Annotated in this window: 17 protein-coding genes; 5 read left to right on the top strand and 12 right to left on the bottom strand. The window is 69.4% G+C overall.

Features of this window, described 5'->3' with window-relative positions; translation table 11 throughout:
- Nucleotides 1-103: 103 nt before the first annotated feature.
- From AS850_RS04025 to AS850_RS04015, 3 genes are read left to right on the top strand one after another with little or no spacing between them, the layout of a single operon-like run.
- Nucleotides 104-1,069 carry a carbohydrate ABC transporter permease gene (locus tag AS850_RS04025; protein WP_164088383.1) on the top strand — a complete coding sequence of 322 codons (966 nt, stop codon included), beginning with the start codon at nt 104-106 and terminating at the stop codon, nt 1,067-1,069.
- 10 nt (nt 1,070-1,079) lie between these two features.
- A complete protein-coding gene (locus tag AS850_RS04020; protein WP_119867967.1) occupies nt 1,080-1,985 on the top strand; it encodes a carbohydrate ABC transporter permease in 906 nt (301 codons plus the stop codon).
- A 53-nt stretch (nt 1,986-2,038) separates the two neighbouring features.
- Nucleotides 2,039-3,379, top strand: a complete 1,341-nt coding sequence (locus tag AS850_RS04015) for an ABC transporter substrate-binding protein (protein ID WP_119867966.1) — start codon at nt 2,039-2,041, stop codon at nt 3,377-3,379.
- A 70-nt stretch (nt 3,380-3,449) separates the two neighbouring features.
- Here the strand turns inward: AS850_RS04015 and AS850_RS04010 are convergent, their stop codons facing one another.
- From AS850_RS04010 to AS850_RS03995, 4 genes are all read right to left on the bottom strand, one after another.
- Nucleotides 3,450-3,920 carry a DUF3817 domain-containing protein gene (locus AS850_RS04010; RefSeq protein WP_119867965.1) on the bottom strand — a complete coding sequence of 157 codons (471 nt, stop codon included), beginning with the start codon at nt 3,918-3,920 and terminating at the stop codon, nt 3,450-3,452.
- 97 nt (nt 3,921-4,017) lie between these two features.
- Nucleotides 4,018-4,530 carry a hypothetical protein gene (locus AS850_RS04005; RefSeq protein ID WP_216819852.1) on the bottom strand — a complete coding sequence of 171 codons (513 nt, stop codon included), beginning with the start codon at nt 4,528-4,530 and terminating at the stop codon, nt 4,018-4,020.
- Nucleotides 4,531-4,629: 99 nt separating this feature from the next.
- Nucleotides 4,630-5,550, bottom strand: a complete 921-nt coding sequence (locus AS850_RS04000) for a LysR family transcriptional regulator (RefSeq protein ID WP_119867963.1) — start codon at nt 5,548-5,550, stop codon at nt 4,630-4,632.
- 4 nt (nt 5,551-5,554) lie between these two features.
- On the bottom strand, nt 5,555-6,388 hold the full coding sequence (locus tag AS850_RS03995) for an aldo/keto reductase (RefSeq protein WP_119867962.1): 834 nt from the start codon (nt 6,386-6,388) through the stop codon (nt 5,555-5,557).
- Between the two features lie 164 nt (nt 6,389-6,552).
- Here AS850_RS03995 and AS850_RS03990 point away from each other — a divergent pair, with 164 nt between their 5' ends.
- Complete coding sequence (locus AS850_RS03990) at nt 6,553-7,398, top strand: NAD-dependent epimerase/dehydratase family protein (protein WP_119867961.1); 846 nt, start codon at nt 6,553-6,555, stop codon at nt 7,396-7,398.
- 53 nt (nt 7,399-7,451) lie between these two features.
- Here AS850_RS03990 and AS850_RS03985 read toward each other — a convergent pair whose 3' ends face one another.
- Both AS850_RS03985 and AS850_RS03980 read right to left on the bottom strand, forming a co-directional pair.
- On the bottom strand, nt 7,452-10,016 hold the full coding sequence (locus AS850_RS03985) for an MMPL family transporter (RefSeq protein WP_119867960.1): 2,565 nt from the start codon (nt 10,014-10,016) through the stop codon (nt 7,452-7,454).
- Between the two features lie 75 nt (nt 10,017-10,091).
- Complete coding sequence (locus AS850_RS03980; protein WP_119867959.1) at nt 10,092-10,757, bottom strand: TetR/AcrR family transcriptional regulator; 666 nt, start codon at nt 10,755-10,757, stop codon at nt 10,092-10,094.
- 110 nt (nt 10,758-10,867) lie between these two features.
- On the opposite strand from AS850_RS03980, the gene AS850_RS03975 reads away from it, so the two are divergent.
- Entirely contained in the window at nt 10,868-11,842 is a 975-nt protein-coding gene (locus AS850_RS03975) for a bifunctional methionine sulfoxide reductase B/A protein (protein ID WP_119867958.1), read from the top strand.
- Between the two features lie 12 nt (nt 11,843-11,854).
- On the opposite strand, the gene AS850_RS03970 is transcribed toward AS850_RS03975, so the two are convergent.
- From AS850_RS03970 to AS850_RS03945, 6 genes are all read right to left on the bottom strand, one after another.
- On the bottom strand, nt 11,855-12,142 hold the full coding sequence (locus AS850_RS03970; RefSeq protein ID WP_119867957.1) for a hypothetical protein: 288 nt from the start codon (nt 12,140-12,142) through the stop codon (nt 11,855-11,857).
- Nucleotides 12,143-12,152: 10 nt separating this feature from the next.
- Nucleotides 12,153-13,598 carry a mechanosensitive ion channel domain-containing protein gene (locus AS850_RS03965; protein WP_119867956.1) on the bottom strand — a complete coding sequence of 482 codons (1,446 nt, stop codon included), beginning with the start codon at nt 13,596-13,598 and terminating at the stop codon, nt 12,153-12,155.
- Nucleotides 13,591-15,807 (bottom strand): adenylate/guanylate cyclase domain-containing protein, encoded by a 2,217-nt coding sequence (locus AS850_RS03960; RefSeq protein WP_216819851.1) that lies wholly within the window; start codon nt 15,805-15,807, stop codon nt 13,591-13,593. The genes AS850_RS03965 and AS850_RS03960 overlap by 8 nt, the downstream gene beginning before the upstream one ends.
- A gap of 199 nt (nt 15,808-16,006) precedes the next feature.
- Nucleotides 16,007-16,258 (bottom strand): hypothetical protein, encoded by a 252-nt coding sequence (locus AS850_RS03955; RefSeq protein ID WP_119867955.1) that lies wholly within the window; start codon nt 16,256-16,258, stop codon nt 16,007-16,009.
- Between the two features lie 29 nt (nt 16,259-16,287).
- Nucleotides 16,288-17,229 carry an Abi family protein gene (locus tag AS850_RS03950; RefSeq protein ID WP_236940813.1) on the bottom strand — a complete coding sequence of 314 codons (942 nt, stop codon included), beginning with the start codon at nt 17,227-17,229 and terminating at the stop codon, nt 16,288-16,290.
- Nucleotides 17,230-17,344: 115 nt separating this feature from the next.
- Complete coding sequence (locus AS850_RS03945) at nt 17,345-17,959, bottom strand: LON peptidase substrate-binding domain-containing protein (protein WP_119867953.1); 615 nt, start codon at nt 17,957-17,959, stop codon at nt 17,345-17,347.
- Nucleotides 17,960-17,992 lie beyond the last annotated feature (33 nt).

Below are 17,992 nucleotides of genomic sequence, written 5' to 3'. Positions count from 1 at the left end.
GATCTAGAAACAGACCAACACTAGGTTTCATCGAAGTAGATCCGGACGACGGCGTCACGATGTTTTCGCGATGCGCCCGGGTCCCCTATCAGGAGGAGCCCCGATGCAGAGCACCGTCGACAGCACCTCGAGCACCGGCGCGACAGCCGTCGTGCCGAGGCCGCCCCGCGTCCGCCGGAGACGCACGACCGAGGAGCAGGAGGGGCGAGCCGGGTACGCGCTCATCGCGCCGACGACCGTCCTTCTGGCCGTCTTCTACCTCTACCCGCTCGTCCAGACGGTCGGCTACAGCTTCACGACCTGGAACCCGGCCACCGGTCAGACCGGCGACTTCGTGGGGCTGTCGAACTTCACCGGCCTCTTCCAGAACGACGAGTTCCTCCGGGCGGCCGGCAACACGGGGATCTACGTTCTCGTGGTCGTTCCGATCACCATGGCGATCGGCCTCTTCTTCGCGGCCCTCCTCGCCCAGCCGTTCCGGGGTCGCGGTGTCTACCGGGCCCTCCTCTTCGTGCCCTACATCGCACCGATCGTCGGCAGCGCCCTCATCTTCAGCTTCATCCTCTCCCCGCTCGGCGGCATCGTGAACGGGGCGCTCACCTCGCTCGGGGTCGCCCCCATCGGGTTCCTCAACTCCGAACCGTGGGCCCTCATCAGCGTGATGGTCTTCTCCATCTGGCAGGGCACCGGCTACGCGATGATCATCTTCTCGGCGGCGCTCACGAACATCCCGCAGAGCTACCACGAGGCGGCGACCCTCGACGGGGCCGGCCCCATCCGGCGCTTCTTCTCGATCTCGCTCCCGCTCGTCGTGCCGACGCTGGGGTTCCTGGCGATCACCGGTGTGATCGGCGCGCTCCAGGTCTTCACCCAGGTCTACATCCTCACGCAGGGCGGCCCGCTCCAGTCGACCGAGACGATCCTCTACTTCATCTACCAGCAGGGCTTCGTCTTCTTCCACGGGGGCACGGCGAGCGCCGCGGCCGTGCTCCTGCTGATCGTCGGGATCGTCGTCTCCGTCATCCAGCTTCGCGTGCTGAACCGCCGCGACACCATCGAGCTCACCTAGGAGACCGACCGTGACCGAATTCACCGCAGGAGCCACCGCCCGGCGCACCGCGCGCCCCGCCGTCCGCACCCACCGCAAGCGCCCGTTCTCCGCGCGACTGCGCCTCGCGACGCCCTCGATCCTCCGCCACGCGATCCTCGTTCTCGGCGTCATCCTCTTCTTCGGACCGTTCGTCTGGATGGTGCTGACGAGCTTCAAGTCGTCGGCCGAGGCGCTCAGCTTCCCGCCGACGTTCCTGCCGAAGGTCTGGCACTTCGACAACTACACCCAGATCTTCTCGGTGGCGCCGTTCGGCACCTACTACCTCAACTCCACCATCGTGTCGGTCGCCTCGACGGCCGGGCAGATCGTCACCAGCCTCGCGGCCGGGTTCGCGTTCTCGCGGCTGAAGTTCCGGGGCTCCGGCGTGATCTTCGTGATCCTGCTCGCCGCCCTGCTCGTCCCCTTCGAGGTCGTGTTCACGCCCCTCATCAGCCTTCTGTCGCAGTTCGGCTGGCTGAACTCGTACCAGGGGCTCATCGTGCCGAACGTGCCGTCGATCCTCGGGGTGTTCCTCTTCAAGCAGTTCTTCGAGTCGTTCCCCACCGAGATCGAGGATGCCTCGCGGGTCGACGGCGCGGGCGTCTGGCGCCGGATGTGGTCGGTCGTCACCCCCATGGCGACGCCGATGATCGGGGCCTTCGCGGTGCTGTCGTTCGTCTACAACTGGAACAACTTCTTCTTCCAGTTCCTCGCCGTGACGAAGACCGACTTCTTCACCGTGCCGATCGGTCTCGCGCAGCTCCAGTCGACCAACGCCGCCGAGAGCTTCAACCTGCTCATGGCCGGGTCGACCCTGGCCATCCTGCCGGTGTTCGTCGTCTTCATCATCTTCCAGAAGCAGATCGTGTCGGCCATGGCCGGCGGGCTCCGCTGATCCACCGCTCTCCCCCCTCCCCTTCCCCGCACCGCCCCCACGAGAGGACCACCATGCCGTCACCCTCCCCGTTCCGCTTCCGCCCGACCAGGAAGCGGCTCCTCGTCGCCGTCGCCCTCACCGGCGCCGCCGCGCTCGCCCTGACCGGCTGCTCGGGCGGCTCCGTCACCGGCAACACCGGAGGCTCGGCCTCCGGCAAGACCGCGATCACCGTCTGGTACAACTACACCGGCACCTCGGTCACGAGCGCCAAGAAGCTGATCGACAAGTTCAACGCCTCGCAGGACAAGTACACCGTCAGCGCGCAGTACGCGGCGACGAGCGACCAGTTCGACTCCAAGCTCATCAACGCGGTCAAGAACGACACCGGCCCCAACATGGTCCTCGGCGACAGCACGCCGCAGAACATCGGCCAGGTCATCCAGACCGGCAAGGTCGTGCCGCTCGACTCCCTCCTCGCCGACTCGTCGTCGACGATCTCGAAGGACAACTTCACCGAGGGCATGCTCTCCACCGGGACGTTCGACGGCAAGGTCTACACGCTGCCCACCGACATCGGCGACTACGCCGTCGTCTACAACAAGCAGATGTTCAAGGACGCCGGCATCACCACGCTGCCGACCACCTGGGACGAGCTCGCCGCCGACGCCAAGAAGCTGACGAAGGGCACCACGCAGTACGGCATGTACCTCCCGATCGGCACCGGCGAGTGGCCCGTCTTCACCTGGCAGTCGATGCTGTGGAGCGCGGGCGGCGAGTTCCTCAACGAGGACAACACGAAGGTGGCCTTCAACAGCCCCGAGGGTGTCACGGCTCTCACGGCCTGGACCGACATGGTGAAGGACGGCAGCGCCTACCCGCAGAGCCTCCAGACGGCGAGCGACAACAACGGCACCGCCGCGATGACCGCGAAGAAGGTCGCGATGCAGATCAACGGCGCCTACAACCTGTCCGTGCTCGACCAGGGACTCGGCGACGGCAACGTGGGCGTCTTCGCCCTGCCCGGCATCAAGGAGCCCGCCATGAACCTCGGCACGAACAACTCCTACCTCCTCTCGGGCACCAAGGCGGAGGAGGCCGGCTCGTGGGAGTTCCTGCAGTACTGGCTGAAGCCCGAGACGCAGGCCGTCTGGGACAGCGAGAACGGGTTCCTGCCCAGCAACAAGGAGACGTCGTCGAACGCCACCTGGAAGTCGTACCTCGAGAAGAACCCGCGCGTCGCCGAGTTCGCCTCGGAGCTCGACTACGCCAAGGCGCGACCGTCGATCACGCAGTACGGCGAGGTGAGCGCCGCCCTCTCGGAGGAGATCCAGAAGGCGATGCTGCTCAAGGAGTCGCCGTCGGACGCGCTCGCGGCCGCCGAGAAGGGCGCGCAGGCGGCCCTCGGCAAGTAGCGGCACGGTGAAGGGCCCGGAGCGGGAGCTCCGGGCCCCTTCGTCTGCCCGGCGGCGGTGCCGGGTGCGACTAGCGGATGGGCGACGCGCCGCCGGGCGGCCCCACCACGAGGAGCAGGGTGAAGACGAGGGCCACGCCGATGACGCCGACCACTGCCGCGAGCGCGGTGTGGGCGAGGACCCAGCGGAGGAGGCGGTCGAGCGGCCGGGCATGCTGCGGGTCGCCCGTCGCCTCGCGACGCCAGTCGCCACCGAGCAGCCCGCGGCGGTCGACGGCGACCTCGAAGGGGATCGTGGCATAGGGGACGACGGCGCTGGCGACCGCGACCAGGGTGAGGCGGAGGCTCCAGCGCTGGTTGACGGCGACGACCGCGACCGCGACGAGGAAGAGCAGGAAGACGAATCCGTGGATCGAGCCGCCCACGCGGACCCCGACGTCTCCCGCCCGCACGACGTACTTCAGCAGCATGCCGACGATCAGGAGGGTCCAGGTCACCGCCTCGGCGAGGGCGAGCGTGCGGAACAGGCGGCGGGGCGACATGCGCGGTCTCCAGGGGTCGGGGATCGGGCCTCCAGTATCGCGGGCGGCGGCTGATGGTCGGCTCCGTGCCCTCGGCGGGCGCCCCTCCCCGGGCGGGTCAGGGGCCGGAGGGCGAAGACGACGCGTCGCCCGCGAGCGAGGGCTCGGAGAGGCGCTCCCGCAGCGTGGTGAGAGCGGTGGGCAGGAGCGCGATCTCCCGCCGACCCCGATCGGTGTCGAGATCGACGATGTGGAGCTGCGGATTGATCCACAGGAGCTGACGGCGGGGCGGGCGACGGCCGGTGTCGTCGCCGACGCGGCCGACGCGGTACTCCTCGCGGGTGCCGCGGACCAGCGTCGTCTGACGCCGGTAGGGCTCGAAGACGATGAGCCCGGGTGTCACGGTGAGGCGACCGTGTCGCCACTTCCCGCCTGACTCGCGGAGGGCCGCGGACAGGCGATCTCCCAGACGCCGCCGCGCGATGAGCAGACCCAGTGGACCGCCGAAGAGCCCTGCGAAGAGCCCCGCTCCGATCGAGCCCACCGGGAAGTCCTCCGGGAACCAGTGGGTGCTCTCCAGTCCGACGGAAAGGAGCGTGGAGAGCCCGACGCCCAGGACGAACAGTCCCACGGCCCGCGCCCAGAACCGCCACCCGCGCGTCGGCCACTCCCTCTTCGCCACGTCTCCCCCGTCGACCCCGAGCGCACCGGAGCCGGAGCCCGACCGCCTCTATCCCACCACCGTAGCCTCGCGCGACGGCACGAGTTCGAGGAGTTTCGCGGCCACCGAGGAGGCGCCGTCGTGCGCCGGCGTCGCGACCCCGACCGACCACCGGTCGGCGTCCGCGTCGGCGAACGGGATGGCCACGAGGCCCTGCGCCTGCGGCTTCCCGGCGATCGGGCGCGGCACGATCGCCACCCCCAACCGGCGCTGCACGAAGTCGAGGAGCGTGTGCACGTCGTTGACCACGAGGCCGACGCGGCGGTCGAGGTCGCGCCGCGCGAAGGCCCGGTCGTTGATGCTCCGCACCCCCCAGGTCGCGTGGAAGTCGACGAAGGTCTCGCCCTCGAGCTCCTCCCAGAGCACCTGGGGCCGCTTCGCGAAGCGGGAGTCGGGCGCGCAGAGGAAGACGAGGGGCTCGACGGCGATCTCGGTCAGCACGGGGGCGCCCTGCTGGTGGGCGCGGGTCGACGCGTCACCCTCGCCCGTGGCGACGAACGCGAGGTCGAGGTCGCCCGCGCGGAGCTTCGACAGGAGCTCCGTGGATCCTGCCTGCTCGAACGAGATGACGACCTTGGGGTAGCGGCCGTGGAATCGCGTGAGGAGGTCGGGCAGGTCGATGACGCCGAGGCACTGCTCGCCTCCGACGCGGAGGTCGCCGAGGACCTCCGCGCGGGCGGCCACGACGGCGTCGCGACCGGCGAGAGCCTGGGCGAGCAGCGCTCGGGCGTGCGGGAGCAGCGCGCGCCCGGCTCCCGTCAGTTCGACGCGACGGGTGGTGCGGGTGAACAGCGGCGTCTGGAGTTCGTCCTCGAGCGTGCGGATCGCGGCCGAGAGCCCCGACTGCGACACGCGCGTCAGCTCCGCGGCGCGCGTGAACTGCTGCTCGTCCGCGAGGGCGACGAAGTACTCCATCTGCCGGAGATCCATCGGGTCAGTTGATCTCGTCGGGGTGGCCGCCGACGCGACGGTTCTCGTCGAGGTCGTCGATCGCCCGCATCTCGTCGTCGCTGAGCTCGAACGAGAAGACGTCGAGGTTCTCGGCCATGCGCTCGCGCCGGTTCGACTTCGGGATCACGATGTTCCCGGTCTGGAGGTGCCAGCGGAGGACGACCTGCGCGGGCGTCGCGTCGTGCGCCGCCGCGGCCGCCTGCACCGGTACCATGCCGAAGAGGTCGTACTTGCCCTGACCGAGGGGGCCCCACGACTCGGTCTTGATGCCGTGGCCGTCCTGGAACGCGCGGAGCTCCCGCTGCTGGAAGATCGGGTGCAGCTCGACCTGGTTGACGGCGGGCACGACCTCCGTCTCGGCGAGGAGCCGCTCGAGGTGCGGGATCTGGAAGTTGCTGACGCCGATCGCCTTCGCGCGGCCGTCGGCGTGGAAGGTCTCGAAGGTCTTCCAGGTGTCGACGTAGCGGTCGTTGGCGGGCATCGGCCAGTGGATCAGGTAGAGGTCGAGGGCGTCGAGACCGAGGGCCTCGAGGCTGCGCTCGAAGGCGCCCTCGACGTCACCGGCCTTGTGGTGGTCGTTGCGGAGCTTCGTGGTGACGAAGATCTCCTCGCGGGGGATGCCGGAGGCGCGGAGGGCCGCCCCGACCTCCTTCTCGTTGTTGTAGCCGGTGGCCGTGTCGATGTGTCGGTAGCCGACCGCGAGGGCGTCCTCGACGACGCGCTGCGTGTCTTCCGGGTCGACCAGGAACACGCCGAATCCGATCTGCGGGATCGCGGTGCCGGGGAGGAGGGGGATCGTCGTCGATGTCGTGAGCATGCTCCGACAGTAGGAAGGCCGGGGTGTGACGTCAAATGGAAAGTGCTCATGCCATTCAGAAGCCGGGGCGATGAATGGTCGCGGCTGGCATCATGGCCGGAGGTGCCCACGCGGCCGGAGCCACCGGCTCGTCGCGGGGCGAACGACACGAAGGAGTTCGACCAATGAAGATCGCAGTCACGGGCGGAAGCGGCAAGCTCGGCCGGAGCGTCGTCAAGGGCCTCACCGACGAGGGCCACGACGTCGTCAACCTCGACCGAGCCGGGACCCGCGGGCGCGGCTTCATCCAGATCGATCTCACCGACTACGGCCAGGTCGTCGACGCCATCCTCGGCATCGACGAGGTCTCGACCGGTTTCGACGCGATCGTCCACCTCGGCGCGATCCCGGCCCCGGCGATCCTGCCCGACTCGGCGACGTTCCACAACAACATGCTCTCGACCTACAACGTCTTCCAGGCGGCCCGGCGCGCAGGAGTCAAGAAGGTCGTCTACGCGTCGAGCGAGACGGTCCTCGGCCTCCCCTTCGACATCGACCCGCCGTACATCCCCGTCGACGAGGAGTACCCGGCCCGGCCGCAGAGCACCTACTCGCTCGTGAAGCACCTCGAGGAGCAGATGGCGATCCAGCTCACGCGCTGGGACCCGGAGCTCAGCATCACGGCCTTCCGCTTCTCCAACGTGATGAACCCGGAGGACTACGCGGAGTTCCCGTCCTTCGACTCCGACGCGCTCCTCCGCAAGTGGAACCTCTGGGGCTACATCGACGGCCGCGACGGTGCTCAGGCCGTGTCGAAGGCCCTCGCGAACGCGAAGCCCGGCTTCGAGGCCTACATCATCGCCGCCGCCGACACCGTGATGAGCCGCCCGAGCGCCGAGCTGGCCGCGGAGGTCTTCCCCGATGTCGAGCTCTCGCGCGAGGTCACCGGCACGGAGACGCTCCTCGGCATCGAGAAGGCGCGGCGTCTGCTGGGCTACGAGCCGCAGCACAGCTGGCGCGACCACGTGTAGTCGGTCGAATGGAGAGAGGGGCGGTCCGCCGAAGCGGGCCGCCCCTCTCGTCGTCAGGCGCGGTGCGCGGGGTGGGCGCCGGAGACCGCGGCGTCGTGGTGCTCCGGCCGGGCATCCTGCGGTGCCTCCGCCGGGTGGCCGCGCTCGAGCTTCGCCCCCTCGACGTCGACGTCCGGCACGATGCGGTCGAGCCACTTCGGGAACCACCAGGCCGCCTTGCCGAGCAGGTGCATCGCGGCGGGGATGAGCAGCATCCGGACGACGAACGCGTCGACCAGGACACCGAACGCGAGCCCGAAGCCGATGGGCCGGATCGTCGAGGATTCCGAGAAGATGAAGCCGGAGAACACCGAGATCATGATGATCGCGGCGGCCGTCACGACGGCCCGCCCGGCGTGGAGGCCGCGCTGCACCGCGATCTTCGCGGGGGCGCCGTGCGCGAACGCCTCGCGCATCCCCGAGACCAGGAAGAGCTGGTAGTCCATCGCGAGCCCGAAGAGCACCCCGACCTCGATGATCGGCAGGAAGCTCAGGATCGGCCCCGGGTCGTGCGTGCCGAAGACGGCGGACAGCCACCCGAACTGGTAGATCGCCGTCAGACCGCCGAAGGCCGCCAGGAGCGAGAGCACGAAGCCGGCCGTCGCGGTCAGCGGCACGAGGATCGACCGGAACACGAGGATCAGGATGATCAGCGACAGGCCGACGACCACGACGAGGTAGAGCGGCAGCGCCGTGGCGAGCTTCTCCGACACGTCGATGTTCGCGCTGGCGTTGCCCGCCACCCCGAGGGTGATGTCGCCGTCGTCCGAGGAGATCGCCGGGAGGTCGCGGAGCTCGTGGACGAGGTTCTCCGTCGACACGCTCGACGGCCCGCCCTTGGGGATCACCTGGAACGCCACGACCGTGCCGTCGCTCGAGGCGCCGATCGGGGCGATCGCGGACACGTCGGACAGGCCGGAGATCTTCTCGCCGACCGTGATCTGCTGCCGGGTGAGGGTGTCGCCCGTCGCGGCCTTCGGGAGGTCCGCGACGACGAGGAGCGGCCCGTTCTGCCCCGCGCCGAACTTGTCCTCGAGCACCTTGTACGCCTTGTACTGGCTGGAGTTCGTGGCCTCCGACGAGCCGTCGGGGAGGCCGAGGCGCATCTGCAGGGCGGGCAGCGCGACGACTCCGAGCACGGCGACGCCGGCGACGAGGGTGACGACGGCGCGCCAGGTCTTCATCGGAGCGTTGGGCACCCGGGTCGCGCCGGTGCTGCCGATCGACCGGCGCTCCTTCTTGCGCAGGATCCGCATCCCCACGATCCCGAGCATGGCGGGCGTGAAGGTGATCGCCACGAGGATCGCGACGGCCACGGCCACCGCACCCACGGTGCCCATGAGGCCGAGGAACGGGATGCCCGTGATGTTGAGCGCCAGGAGCGCGACGATGACCGTCGATCCGGCGAAGACGACCGCGTTGCCCGAGGTGCCGTTGGCGAGGCCGATGGACTCGTGGAGCGGGACGCCCTGCTTCAACTGCGCTCGGTGCCGGTTGAGGATGAAGAGGGAGTAGTCGATGCCGACCGCCAGCCCCAGCATGATCCCGAGGACGGTCGTGACGGAGTTGAACTCCACGATCCCGGAGAACGCCATCGCCCCGAGCACCGAGGCGCCGAGTCCGACGACGGCCGAGAGAAGCGGGAGTGCGGCTCCGATGAGGGTGCCGAGCATGAGGAGCAGCACGATGGCCGCGACGATCACGCCGACCACCTCGCCGGGACCGAGGATGCTCGGGACGCCCTGCGCGATGTCCTGCGACACGTAGACGTCGACCCCGGCGACCCCGGCGTCGGCCTTGGCCTCGATGGCGCTCTTGAGGCTCGACGACACGAGGTTCGTCGACTTGGTGAACTGGATCGTTCCGACCGCGGCGGTGCCGTCGGTCGAGACGAGCCGGATGTTCGAGGAGAGATCGAAGAGCTGGGACCCGAGCTCGAGCTTCGTGCTCTGCTCGGCGAGGGTCGACGAGCTGGCGTCGATCTTCTTCTGGCTGGCCGTCAGGGTGGCCTGCTGCGCGTCGAGCTGCGCCTGCTGCGCGTCCAGCTGCGGCTGCGCGGCCGCGAGCTGACCGGCGGCCTGAGCCTGCGCCTTCGCCTGGTCGAGCTGCTGCTGGCCCGCCGTGAGCTGCTTCTGGCCCGCGTCGAGCTGCGACTGGGCGGTGGTCAGCTGCTCCTTGGCCGCCGTGATCTGGGCGCGGCCGTCGACGATCTTCTGCTTCTGCGAGGCGAGGTCCGCCTGGGTGGTGAACGGGTCGGTCGTCGCGCGGACGCCGTCCATCTTCGACACGTCGGACAGGAGCGTGCCGATGCCGGACTTCTGCGCGTCGGTGAAGGCCTTGCCGTCGGAGGACTCGAAGACGAGGCTCCCGGAGCCGCCCGACGCCTTGGGGAACTTGGCCGCGAGCTCGTCCGTCACCTTCTGGGTGGCCGTGCCCGGGATGCTGATCGCGGATGTGATGGGGCCCTTGAACAGCCCGTAGCCGACACCCGCGAGCGCGATGATGACGACCCAGCTGACGATGACGACCCAGTGCCGTCGGGCGGAGAACCGCCCGAGGCGATAGAGGAGACCGGCCATGCGACCCAGAACCTTTCTGTGAAACGAGATGCGATGCGGGAGGGACGGGGTGCGCCGGTGGACCCCTGGGAAGGATCAGTGGACGGGTGCGTACCCGGAGCGGACGCTGTCGGTGAGGCGGCCGAGGAGCCGCTGCCACTCGGCCCGGCCGACCGCGTCGAGCCGTACGCCGGTACCGAGCACCCAGTGCTTGGCCACGACGATGAGCCCGCTCATGAGCGAGGTGACGAGGAGCTCCGCGTCGAGGGCGTCGACCCCGGGGTTCCGGCGGAGGACCTCCTGCAGGAGCCGCTCCGCCGCCCGCGCGAACGCCTCGTCGCTGAGGGCGCGGCCCTTGGGGTCGTCGGCGTCGGGCTCGCCGAGGATCCGCGTGATGGACGCGATGGCGGACGGGAGATCGGACTGCCGGAGCATCTGCGACACCTCGTCGAAGAGGGCGGCCCGGCTGCCGTCGCCCACCGGAGTCGTCACGGTGGCCGCCTCGATGACGTCGTCGATGATGACGTCGAGGGCGTCCGCGCAGAGGGTCAGCAGGATCTCGTCGAGCGAGGCGAAGTGGTTGAAGACGGTGCGGCGGGCCACGTCGGCCCGCGCGGCGAGCTCCTCCACGCCGAAGCCGGGGCCGCCCTGCTCGTCGATGAGGCTCCGCGCGGCATCGAGGATGGCGGCCCGGTGGCGCGCCTTGAGGGCGGCACGACGGTCGGGCTCGGCTTCTCGGACGGGGCGGGCGGCGGATCTCACGCGTTCACACTAGGTGCATCGATGCATCGAGTGCATCGTTCTCACCGGATTCGCAGGCGGGCGCGGAACAGTCGACGCAGGATGCACGTTGACCTGCTCAGGAGGCACCCATGTCGAACTACCGCAAAGACCCCGAAGCCGTCACCCGCCTGACGCCCGAGCAGTTCCGCGTCACCCAGAAGAACGGGACCGAGCCGGCTTTCCGCAACGAGTTCTGGGACACGAAGGACGCCGGTATCTACGTCGACGTCGTCTCGGGCGAACCCCTCTTCGCCTCCGTCGACAAGTTCGACAGCCGCACCGGCTGGCCGAGCTTCACCCGACCCATCGACGGCGAGAACGTCGTTCTCAAGCGCGGCCGGTTCCTCTTCGCCGGGCGGACCGAGGTGCGGTCGACCTCCGGCGACAGCCACCTGGGCCACGTCTTCCACGACGGGCCGACGGCCGAGGGCGGGCTCCGCTACTGCATCAACTCCGCCGCGCTCCTATTCGTCCCCCTCGCCGAGCTCGACGCCCAGGGTTACGGCGCCTACGCCGGGCTCTTCGACGATGCGGAGCCCGTGTCCTCCGGGAGCACCGAGCGGGCCGTGCTCGCCGGAGGCTGCTTCTGGGGTGCCCAGCAACTCCTGCGCCGCCGTCCCGGCATCGTCTCGACGCGCGTGGGCTACTCGGGCGGGACGCGCGAGCACGCCACCTACCGTCACCACGAGGGTCACGCCGAGGCGGTGGAGATCGTCTTCGACCCGGGACTGACCTCGTACCGCGAGCTGCTCGAGTTCTTCTTCCAGATCCACGACCCGTCGACGAAGAACCGCCAGGGCAACGATGTCGGGGCGTCCTACCGTTCGGCGATCTTCTACACCTCCGACGAGCAGAAGCGCACAGCCCTCGACACGATCGCGGACGTCGATGCGTCGGGGCTCTGGCCCGGGAAGGTCGTCACCGAGGTCACGGCCGCCGGCGACTTCTGGGAGGCCGAGGAGGAGCACCAGGACTACCTCGAGAAGGACCCCTACGGGTACACCTGCCACTACGTCCGACCGGGCTGGCGCCTGCCGAAGCGTGCGGGGGCGGTCGCGGGCTAGGCGGAGGCCGGGCTAGAAGCCGACGCGGCGCTGCTGCTGCGGGGGCTCCGGCGGGAGTCCGAGCCCGAGGGCCGACAGGTCGGGCCACGGGATCTCCGGCAGCGGCGGCACGTCGGCGTCGCTGACGACGATCGGCGCGCCCGGCGTCCAGAGGAGCCAGAACCCGGCCCCGTCGCCCCCGGCGAGGTACGTCTCGAAGACGGTGCCCTCGGTGGCGGCCGCGCGCAGGCCGTCTTTGACCTCGACGAGCTGCTGGGAGGTGATGGCGATCCTCTGACCGGCGTAGACGATGTGCGGCATGGTCCGCAGCCTAGGCTCTCGGCCTGGCATCCTGCCCGAGGGTCGGGGTGGCCCCGAACTCGCGCAGGGTCGCCATCGCCGCCACGCGCCGTCGCTCGATGACCTCGCCGACCTCGCGGGCGAGACGGGGACGCGCACGGACCAGCTCGTCGAGACTCGTGACGGGCACCTCGAGGACGGCGAGCTCGGAGAGGGCGACGGCCGTCGTGAGGAGCGTCTCGCGGGTGAGCGCGGTCTGGCCGAGGTAGTCGCCCGCGTCGACCCGGGTCACCGGCACGAGTCCGCCGTCCGCGAGGGGGACGGCGAGGCTCGCCGCTCCGGCGAGCACGAAGAGGATCGACCGCGGCACGACCCCCGCGGTGAAGACGGTCTCCCCCGCCGCGTAGCGCTTCAGCCGCACCACGGGCTGCAGGGCGACCGAGTCGTCGCCGGTGAGATGGAGCAGCGGCGCGATGCTGCGGAGGGCCTCCGTCGCCCGCTCGGGCGTGACGAACGCGTCCGTCGTGTCGCCGTCCAGGGCGAGGCCCTCGCGGCGGGCGGCGTACCAGAGGCGCGTCCGGAGCACGGCCAGGGCGTTGCCCTCCGCCTCCGGCCCGGCGACCTCGAAGGTCAGCTCGTAGGCCGCGCCGCCGGTCGGGACCGCGACCGGCACCGTTCCGGGAGCGAGGTCCGGCAGCTGCCCCGCGACAGCGCGGAGGAGGCAGGTCACCTGCGCCGGCGGGTCGTCGGTCGTGAAGGTCACGGTCGTCGCCACGGTGTACGTCGAGCCTCCGCGGCTGAGGTTGGTGAACGAGGCTCCTGCGAGCGTCGCGTTGGGGACGATCTGGATGCCGTTCCCCGTGTCGATGTGGACGGCCCTCCAGTTCACCTCGACCACCCGGCCGCGCGCACCGCCGGTGTCGAGGTGGTCGCCGAGGCGGAACGGCTGCTCGAACAGCAGCAGGAGCCCCGACACGACGCTCCCGATCGCCCCCTGCAGCGCGAGCCCGAGCACGATCGAGGTGACCCCGAGCGCCGTGAAGAGGCCGCCGACGTCGGTCCCCCAGACGACGGAGAAGAGGACGGCCAAGCCGATCGCGATCAGGATGATCCGGGCGATGTCCGTGAAGATCGACGGCAGCCTGTCGCGCCAGGACCCCTCCCGCGCGTTGGTGAACAGCGCGAAGTTGAACGCGTTGAGCACCAGCAGGATGACGAGGAACCCGAACAGGGTGGCGAAGAGCTTGGCGACCGTGAAGTCCGACGAACCGACCGCCCGGGTGATCTCGGCCAGGAGGACAGCCACCGCCACCGAGGGTACGACGAAGTTGCGGGCGAGGCGGACGATCGTGTGGGCGGGGTTGCCCCGGCGCTCGAGGTTCGATCCGAGCTCCGTCAGGACGATCAGGACGACGGGCAGCCCGACGACGACGGCGAGGGTGGGCCAGAACCACGGCTGGCCGACGAGGCTAGGCACGGGCCGCCTCCCCGTCGAGCTTCCAGACGCGCTGGGAGCCGCCCTGCGTCTCGATCGTGCCGGCCTCGCTCATCCGGACCGTGTCGCCGAGCTTGTCGGCGACCCGCTGGGTGGCGTAGATGCCGGGGACGGGCGACGTGCCCTGGACCCGGTAGGCGAGGTTCACCGCGTCTCCCCACATGTCGAAGACCATGCTGGTCCGGCCGATGAGTCCGCTCGTCACGGTGCCCGAGTCGAGGCCAGCCCGGAGCCCGAGCTTCGTGCCGTTCACGCCGTTGAACCGGTCGACGATCCGCTGCTGCTCCAGGGTGAACTCCGCCACCCGGCGCGCGTTGTCGACCCGGGGCACGGTCATCCCGCAGCTCGCGAGGTAGCCGCGCTGCGTGCTCCTGACCTTCTCGACGCCGTGGCGCTCGGCGGCCTCGTCGAACGACTTCCAGAGCCCGTTGAGCGCCAGGAGCGCCTCCTCGGACTGCTTCGACCGGCTGTACTCGTCGAACCCGACGATGTCCGCATAGGCGACCGAGACGTCCTGGTGGTCGGCGGCGATCGTCTCCTCGCCCTCCTTGTACCGCTTGGCGACCTCAGCGGGCATCAACGTCAGCAGGAGCCGCTCGTTCTCGGCCCGCTGCTCGTCGAGGAGGTCCTGTTTCAGCTTGAGGCTCCGGCTCATGTCGTTGAAGGAGGTGGCGAGGTCCCCGATCTCGTCGCCGGCCCGCGCGTCCACCTCGACCCCGATCTCGCCGGCGCCGATCCGGTTCACCGCCGTCTGGAGGCGACGGATCGGACGCACGAACACCTGCGCCAGGACGAGCGCCAGCAGCGCCACGAAGACGATGATCGCCGCCATCGACAGCAGGAGGTTCCGGGTGAAGTCGGTCACCGGAGCGAACGCCTCCGACGAGTCGACCTTCGCGACGATCACCCAGTCGACGCCGTCGATGCTCAGCGGGGCGTAGGCGGCGAGCGCCTCGTGCCCGAGGTAGTCGGTGTCGACCACCGTCCCGGACTTGCCCTGGAGGGCGCGGGTCACGGCCGTCGTCGGGACGGGCTGCAGGAGCACGCTGCCCTTCACCTGCACCTCGCGCCGCGCCGTGGCGACCGGGGTGCCCGCCGCGACGGCGTCCTTCTCGAACTGTCGCGGGTTCTCGAGGAGTTCGCGGGAGGTGGAGCGCAGGAGCCGGTCGGGGCCGGCGACGTAGGCCTCGCCGGTCTGGCCCAGGCCGTCCTTCTTCCAGTTGCCGTCGTCGGTCATCACCGAGTTGATGGCGTCCGAGGGGACCTGGATCGCGAGCACGCCTTCCACGCTGGAGCCCGATCCGACCGGCGACGCGATCCACGCCGTGGGCACGTTGAGGGACGGCTGATAGCGGTCGAAATCGGTCGTGAAGGCGGTGTCGACGGCGTTCGACCGGAGCGACGTGTTGTAGACGGTGGACAGCGCGGACTTCGAGTACGGCCCGGTGAGCACGTTCGTGCCCAGGTCGACACCCGAGTAGGCCGAGTAGACGACGTTGCCCTTCGTGTCGAGGAGGAGGACGTCCTCGTAGCCCGCCTGCGTCACGAGCTCCCGGAAGTAGTCGTGGTACTCGGCGTGGGCCTTCGACCACGAGGATCCGTCGCCCGCGTCGTCGTTCGCCAGCGCCTTGTCGTAGTCGAGCTTGAACGGCACCGTGTAGTGCGTCTGCAGGTAGGCCTGCGGGTTCGTCGTCGGTTCGAAGAGGGCCGGATCCGTGGTCTGCCCGCTCCGCTGCTCCAGGGCGGGGGCGAAGTCGTCCGCATAGAACGACGAGATCGCGGACTTCTCGGCGGCCGTGACCGGCGTGCCCTGCAGCTGGTCGAACCCTCTCGTGAACGCCGCCGTCGCCTGGATCGCGCTCTGGTTGCGGCTGTCGAGCACGACGTTCTGCTGGATCTGGGCGATGGTGCGCTCGAGGGTCGTCGTCCGGGACTCCCGGAGGTTGGTCACCTGCTGGAAGGCGGCACGCTCCAGGGAGTTCCGCCCGTTGACGTAGCCGATGGCCCCGATCACGACCGTCGAGAGGACGCTCACCGCCAGCAGCATGATGAGCAGCTTCGACTGGATGTCGAGGGAGCCGCGGCCGAGGCGGCGGCGCGGGCGGGCGTCCCCCCGACTGTCGGACGTGGGCGGCGAGGCGGCCTGGAGCGAGTCGGGCGTCTGATGCGGGGCCGTCGGAGGGTTCGACACGGTGCTCCTCAAAACGGAGACGGACCCGCACGCGCGACCCGACTCGCTTCGGGCCCCTGATTCGCCGCCACTGCGCCGTTCGAAGGTGCACGAACGTCCTGATCGCCGCCGGTCCGAGAGCCCCTGGATTACTCTCTGGCGTTCAGTGAACACCCGGGCGGTGAGCTCCGCTCGCTCTTCTCTTTCCGATTCGCCGCTCCTAGAGGAAACGGAAGGCGAGGAACGAGGCGGCCGCGATGAATGGCCCGACAATGGCACACCAGATCGGACCACCGGCGAGGCCCACGATCAGGAACACCACTCCGAAGATCATCCCGAAGACGAACGAGAGACCCGAGCTGAAATCCTCGCTCCCGAAATAGCGGGGGAGACCCCTCGCTTTTCGTCCCCTCGAGATGTCTTCGGCACGAGCGAGGTGTCGTCCGCCATCGTCGCCGTCGTGATCGATCATCGCTCTCCCGAGGCTCTGAATGATGCCGATCAGGCTGATCGGGCAACGTGGTCTTGTGGACCCTGCGGTGCGGCTAGACCGTGCCAGAAGTCGGACTCCCGCGCGTGCCGCTCGACCATTCTCGGCAGCAAGGGATCGGCGACGTCGCCGCGAAATGCTATGTCGTCGAGAGACGCGATCACGTCGAGCGCGGATCGAGGACCGAACTGACCGACGAGCTTCTTCGCCTTGCTCCGAACGTTGTTCGGTGTGGGCCCCGCATCGATGATCGAGTGGTTCCACAGCCGGCTGTGGTGCGCACAACGATTACGGAGATAGACGAGCGCCTTGACGCGGTAGGCGAAGCCGGCCTTGGCGACGCCGATGCTCGAAGCGACGGAATCTGCCAAGGATCCCCGACTCCCGCGCTCGATCGCCTTCGACAGCGTCCCGAAGGACCACGCCTCGACGGCAGACCACACGGGCAACTTGCTGTAATCGTCGCGACCGCGGTCGGCGTCCCGGTAGCGCAGGATGTGGCGATCCTTGCTCCGGTCGGTATCACGGAGACAGGACGCGACAGTGGGCTCGCGGTCCCCGACGTCCGAGTAGAAGTCCTTCTCGAGGTAGCGACCATACGCGCCGTACTCGTCGGAGATGACGCGGGCGACGTGCGAACGAAGCAGGAGCTCGACCTGAGCGAGCGGTCGAACGAGAGCGATGCGCAACGATTCGTCGGCGTCGTAGACGGCGCGGATCTGGTCGAACGTGGTGTTCGGGCGGAATCCGTCATCGCCGAGGTGTGGAGCTTTCTGGAAGTACCTGGCATAGCCGGAGAATCGGTAGTAGTTCGACGAGGCCAGGAAGCGGGCACAGCCGGGCTCATCCGTGATGATCAAGCCACGCCGCACCATGAGGGCGACCTGCTCGTCCCACGACAGGCTCGGCTTCACAAGACTCCTCAAACGAAAAGGCCCCTCCCATTTGAGCATCGTCGAGAGGCTTGGGAGGGGGTCGATTGGTCTGAGTTTAGCCGATGGGACCGACAGCGCGCGCAGGCTCCGTGTCGACGGAGGGATCAGCAGGGGTGGGCAGCCGCCGAACGCCTCACTCGGCGGACCAGAGGTCCTCGGCCTCGACGACCAGATCGATCGTCCGACGCAGGAGATCCTCCAGCGAGGTCGACCTCAATAGCGCGTACCTGTCGTACTCGCCCAGGGGGGCGATCGCCGCCAGTTGCCACGCGGCCGCGACGGGATCGTCCGACAGCTCGATGCCGGCGTCCGACTCCGAGTCCGGCTCCGGCTCCGCGGCGCGGGCGATCGCGCGACGGACAGCCGCCTCCGCCTCCACCCTGAGGGGAGCGAGCCCCTCGGACCACTCCAGATCCGGCAGCATCGAGACCTCGGCGCGGGGGTACGGGTCGTCGTCGAGCCAGCGCTCGACCGTGAACCGCTGGGTTCCCGCGCCGACGATGAGCAGGTCCTCGGGTCCCGCGGTGGCGCTCACGAGCTGAGCCATCGTCCCGACCGAGGCACGCTGATCGCCACCCCCGGCCTCGGGTCCGCGCTCGATGAGGACGACGCCGAATTCGAACCCCGGTTCGTCCTCGTCGAGCAGGCGGCCGACCATCGTGAGGTACCGCGGCTCGAACACCCGCAGCGGGATCCCCACGTAGGGGAACAGCACGGATCCGAGCGGGAACATCGGTGAGGCGGCCATACCCCAGTGAAGCACCGCCGACAGGGAGCCGGC

It is taken from the genome of Frondihabitans sp. 762G35 (genome assembly GCF_002074055.1).
Classification (GTDB): Bacteria; Actinomycetota; Actinomycetes; order Actinomycetales; family Microbacteriaceae; genus Frondihabitans.
Note: the sequence above shows the minus strand (reverse complement) of the source record. Positions and strands in the feature narration are given on the sequence as shown.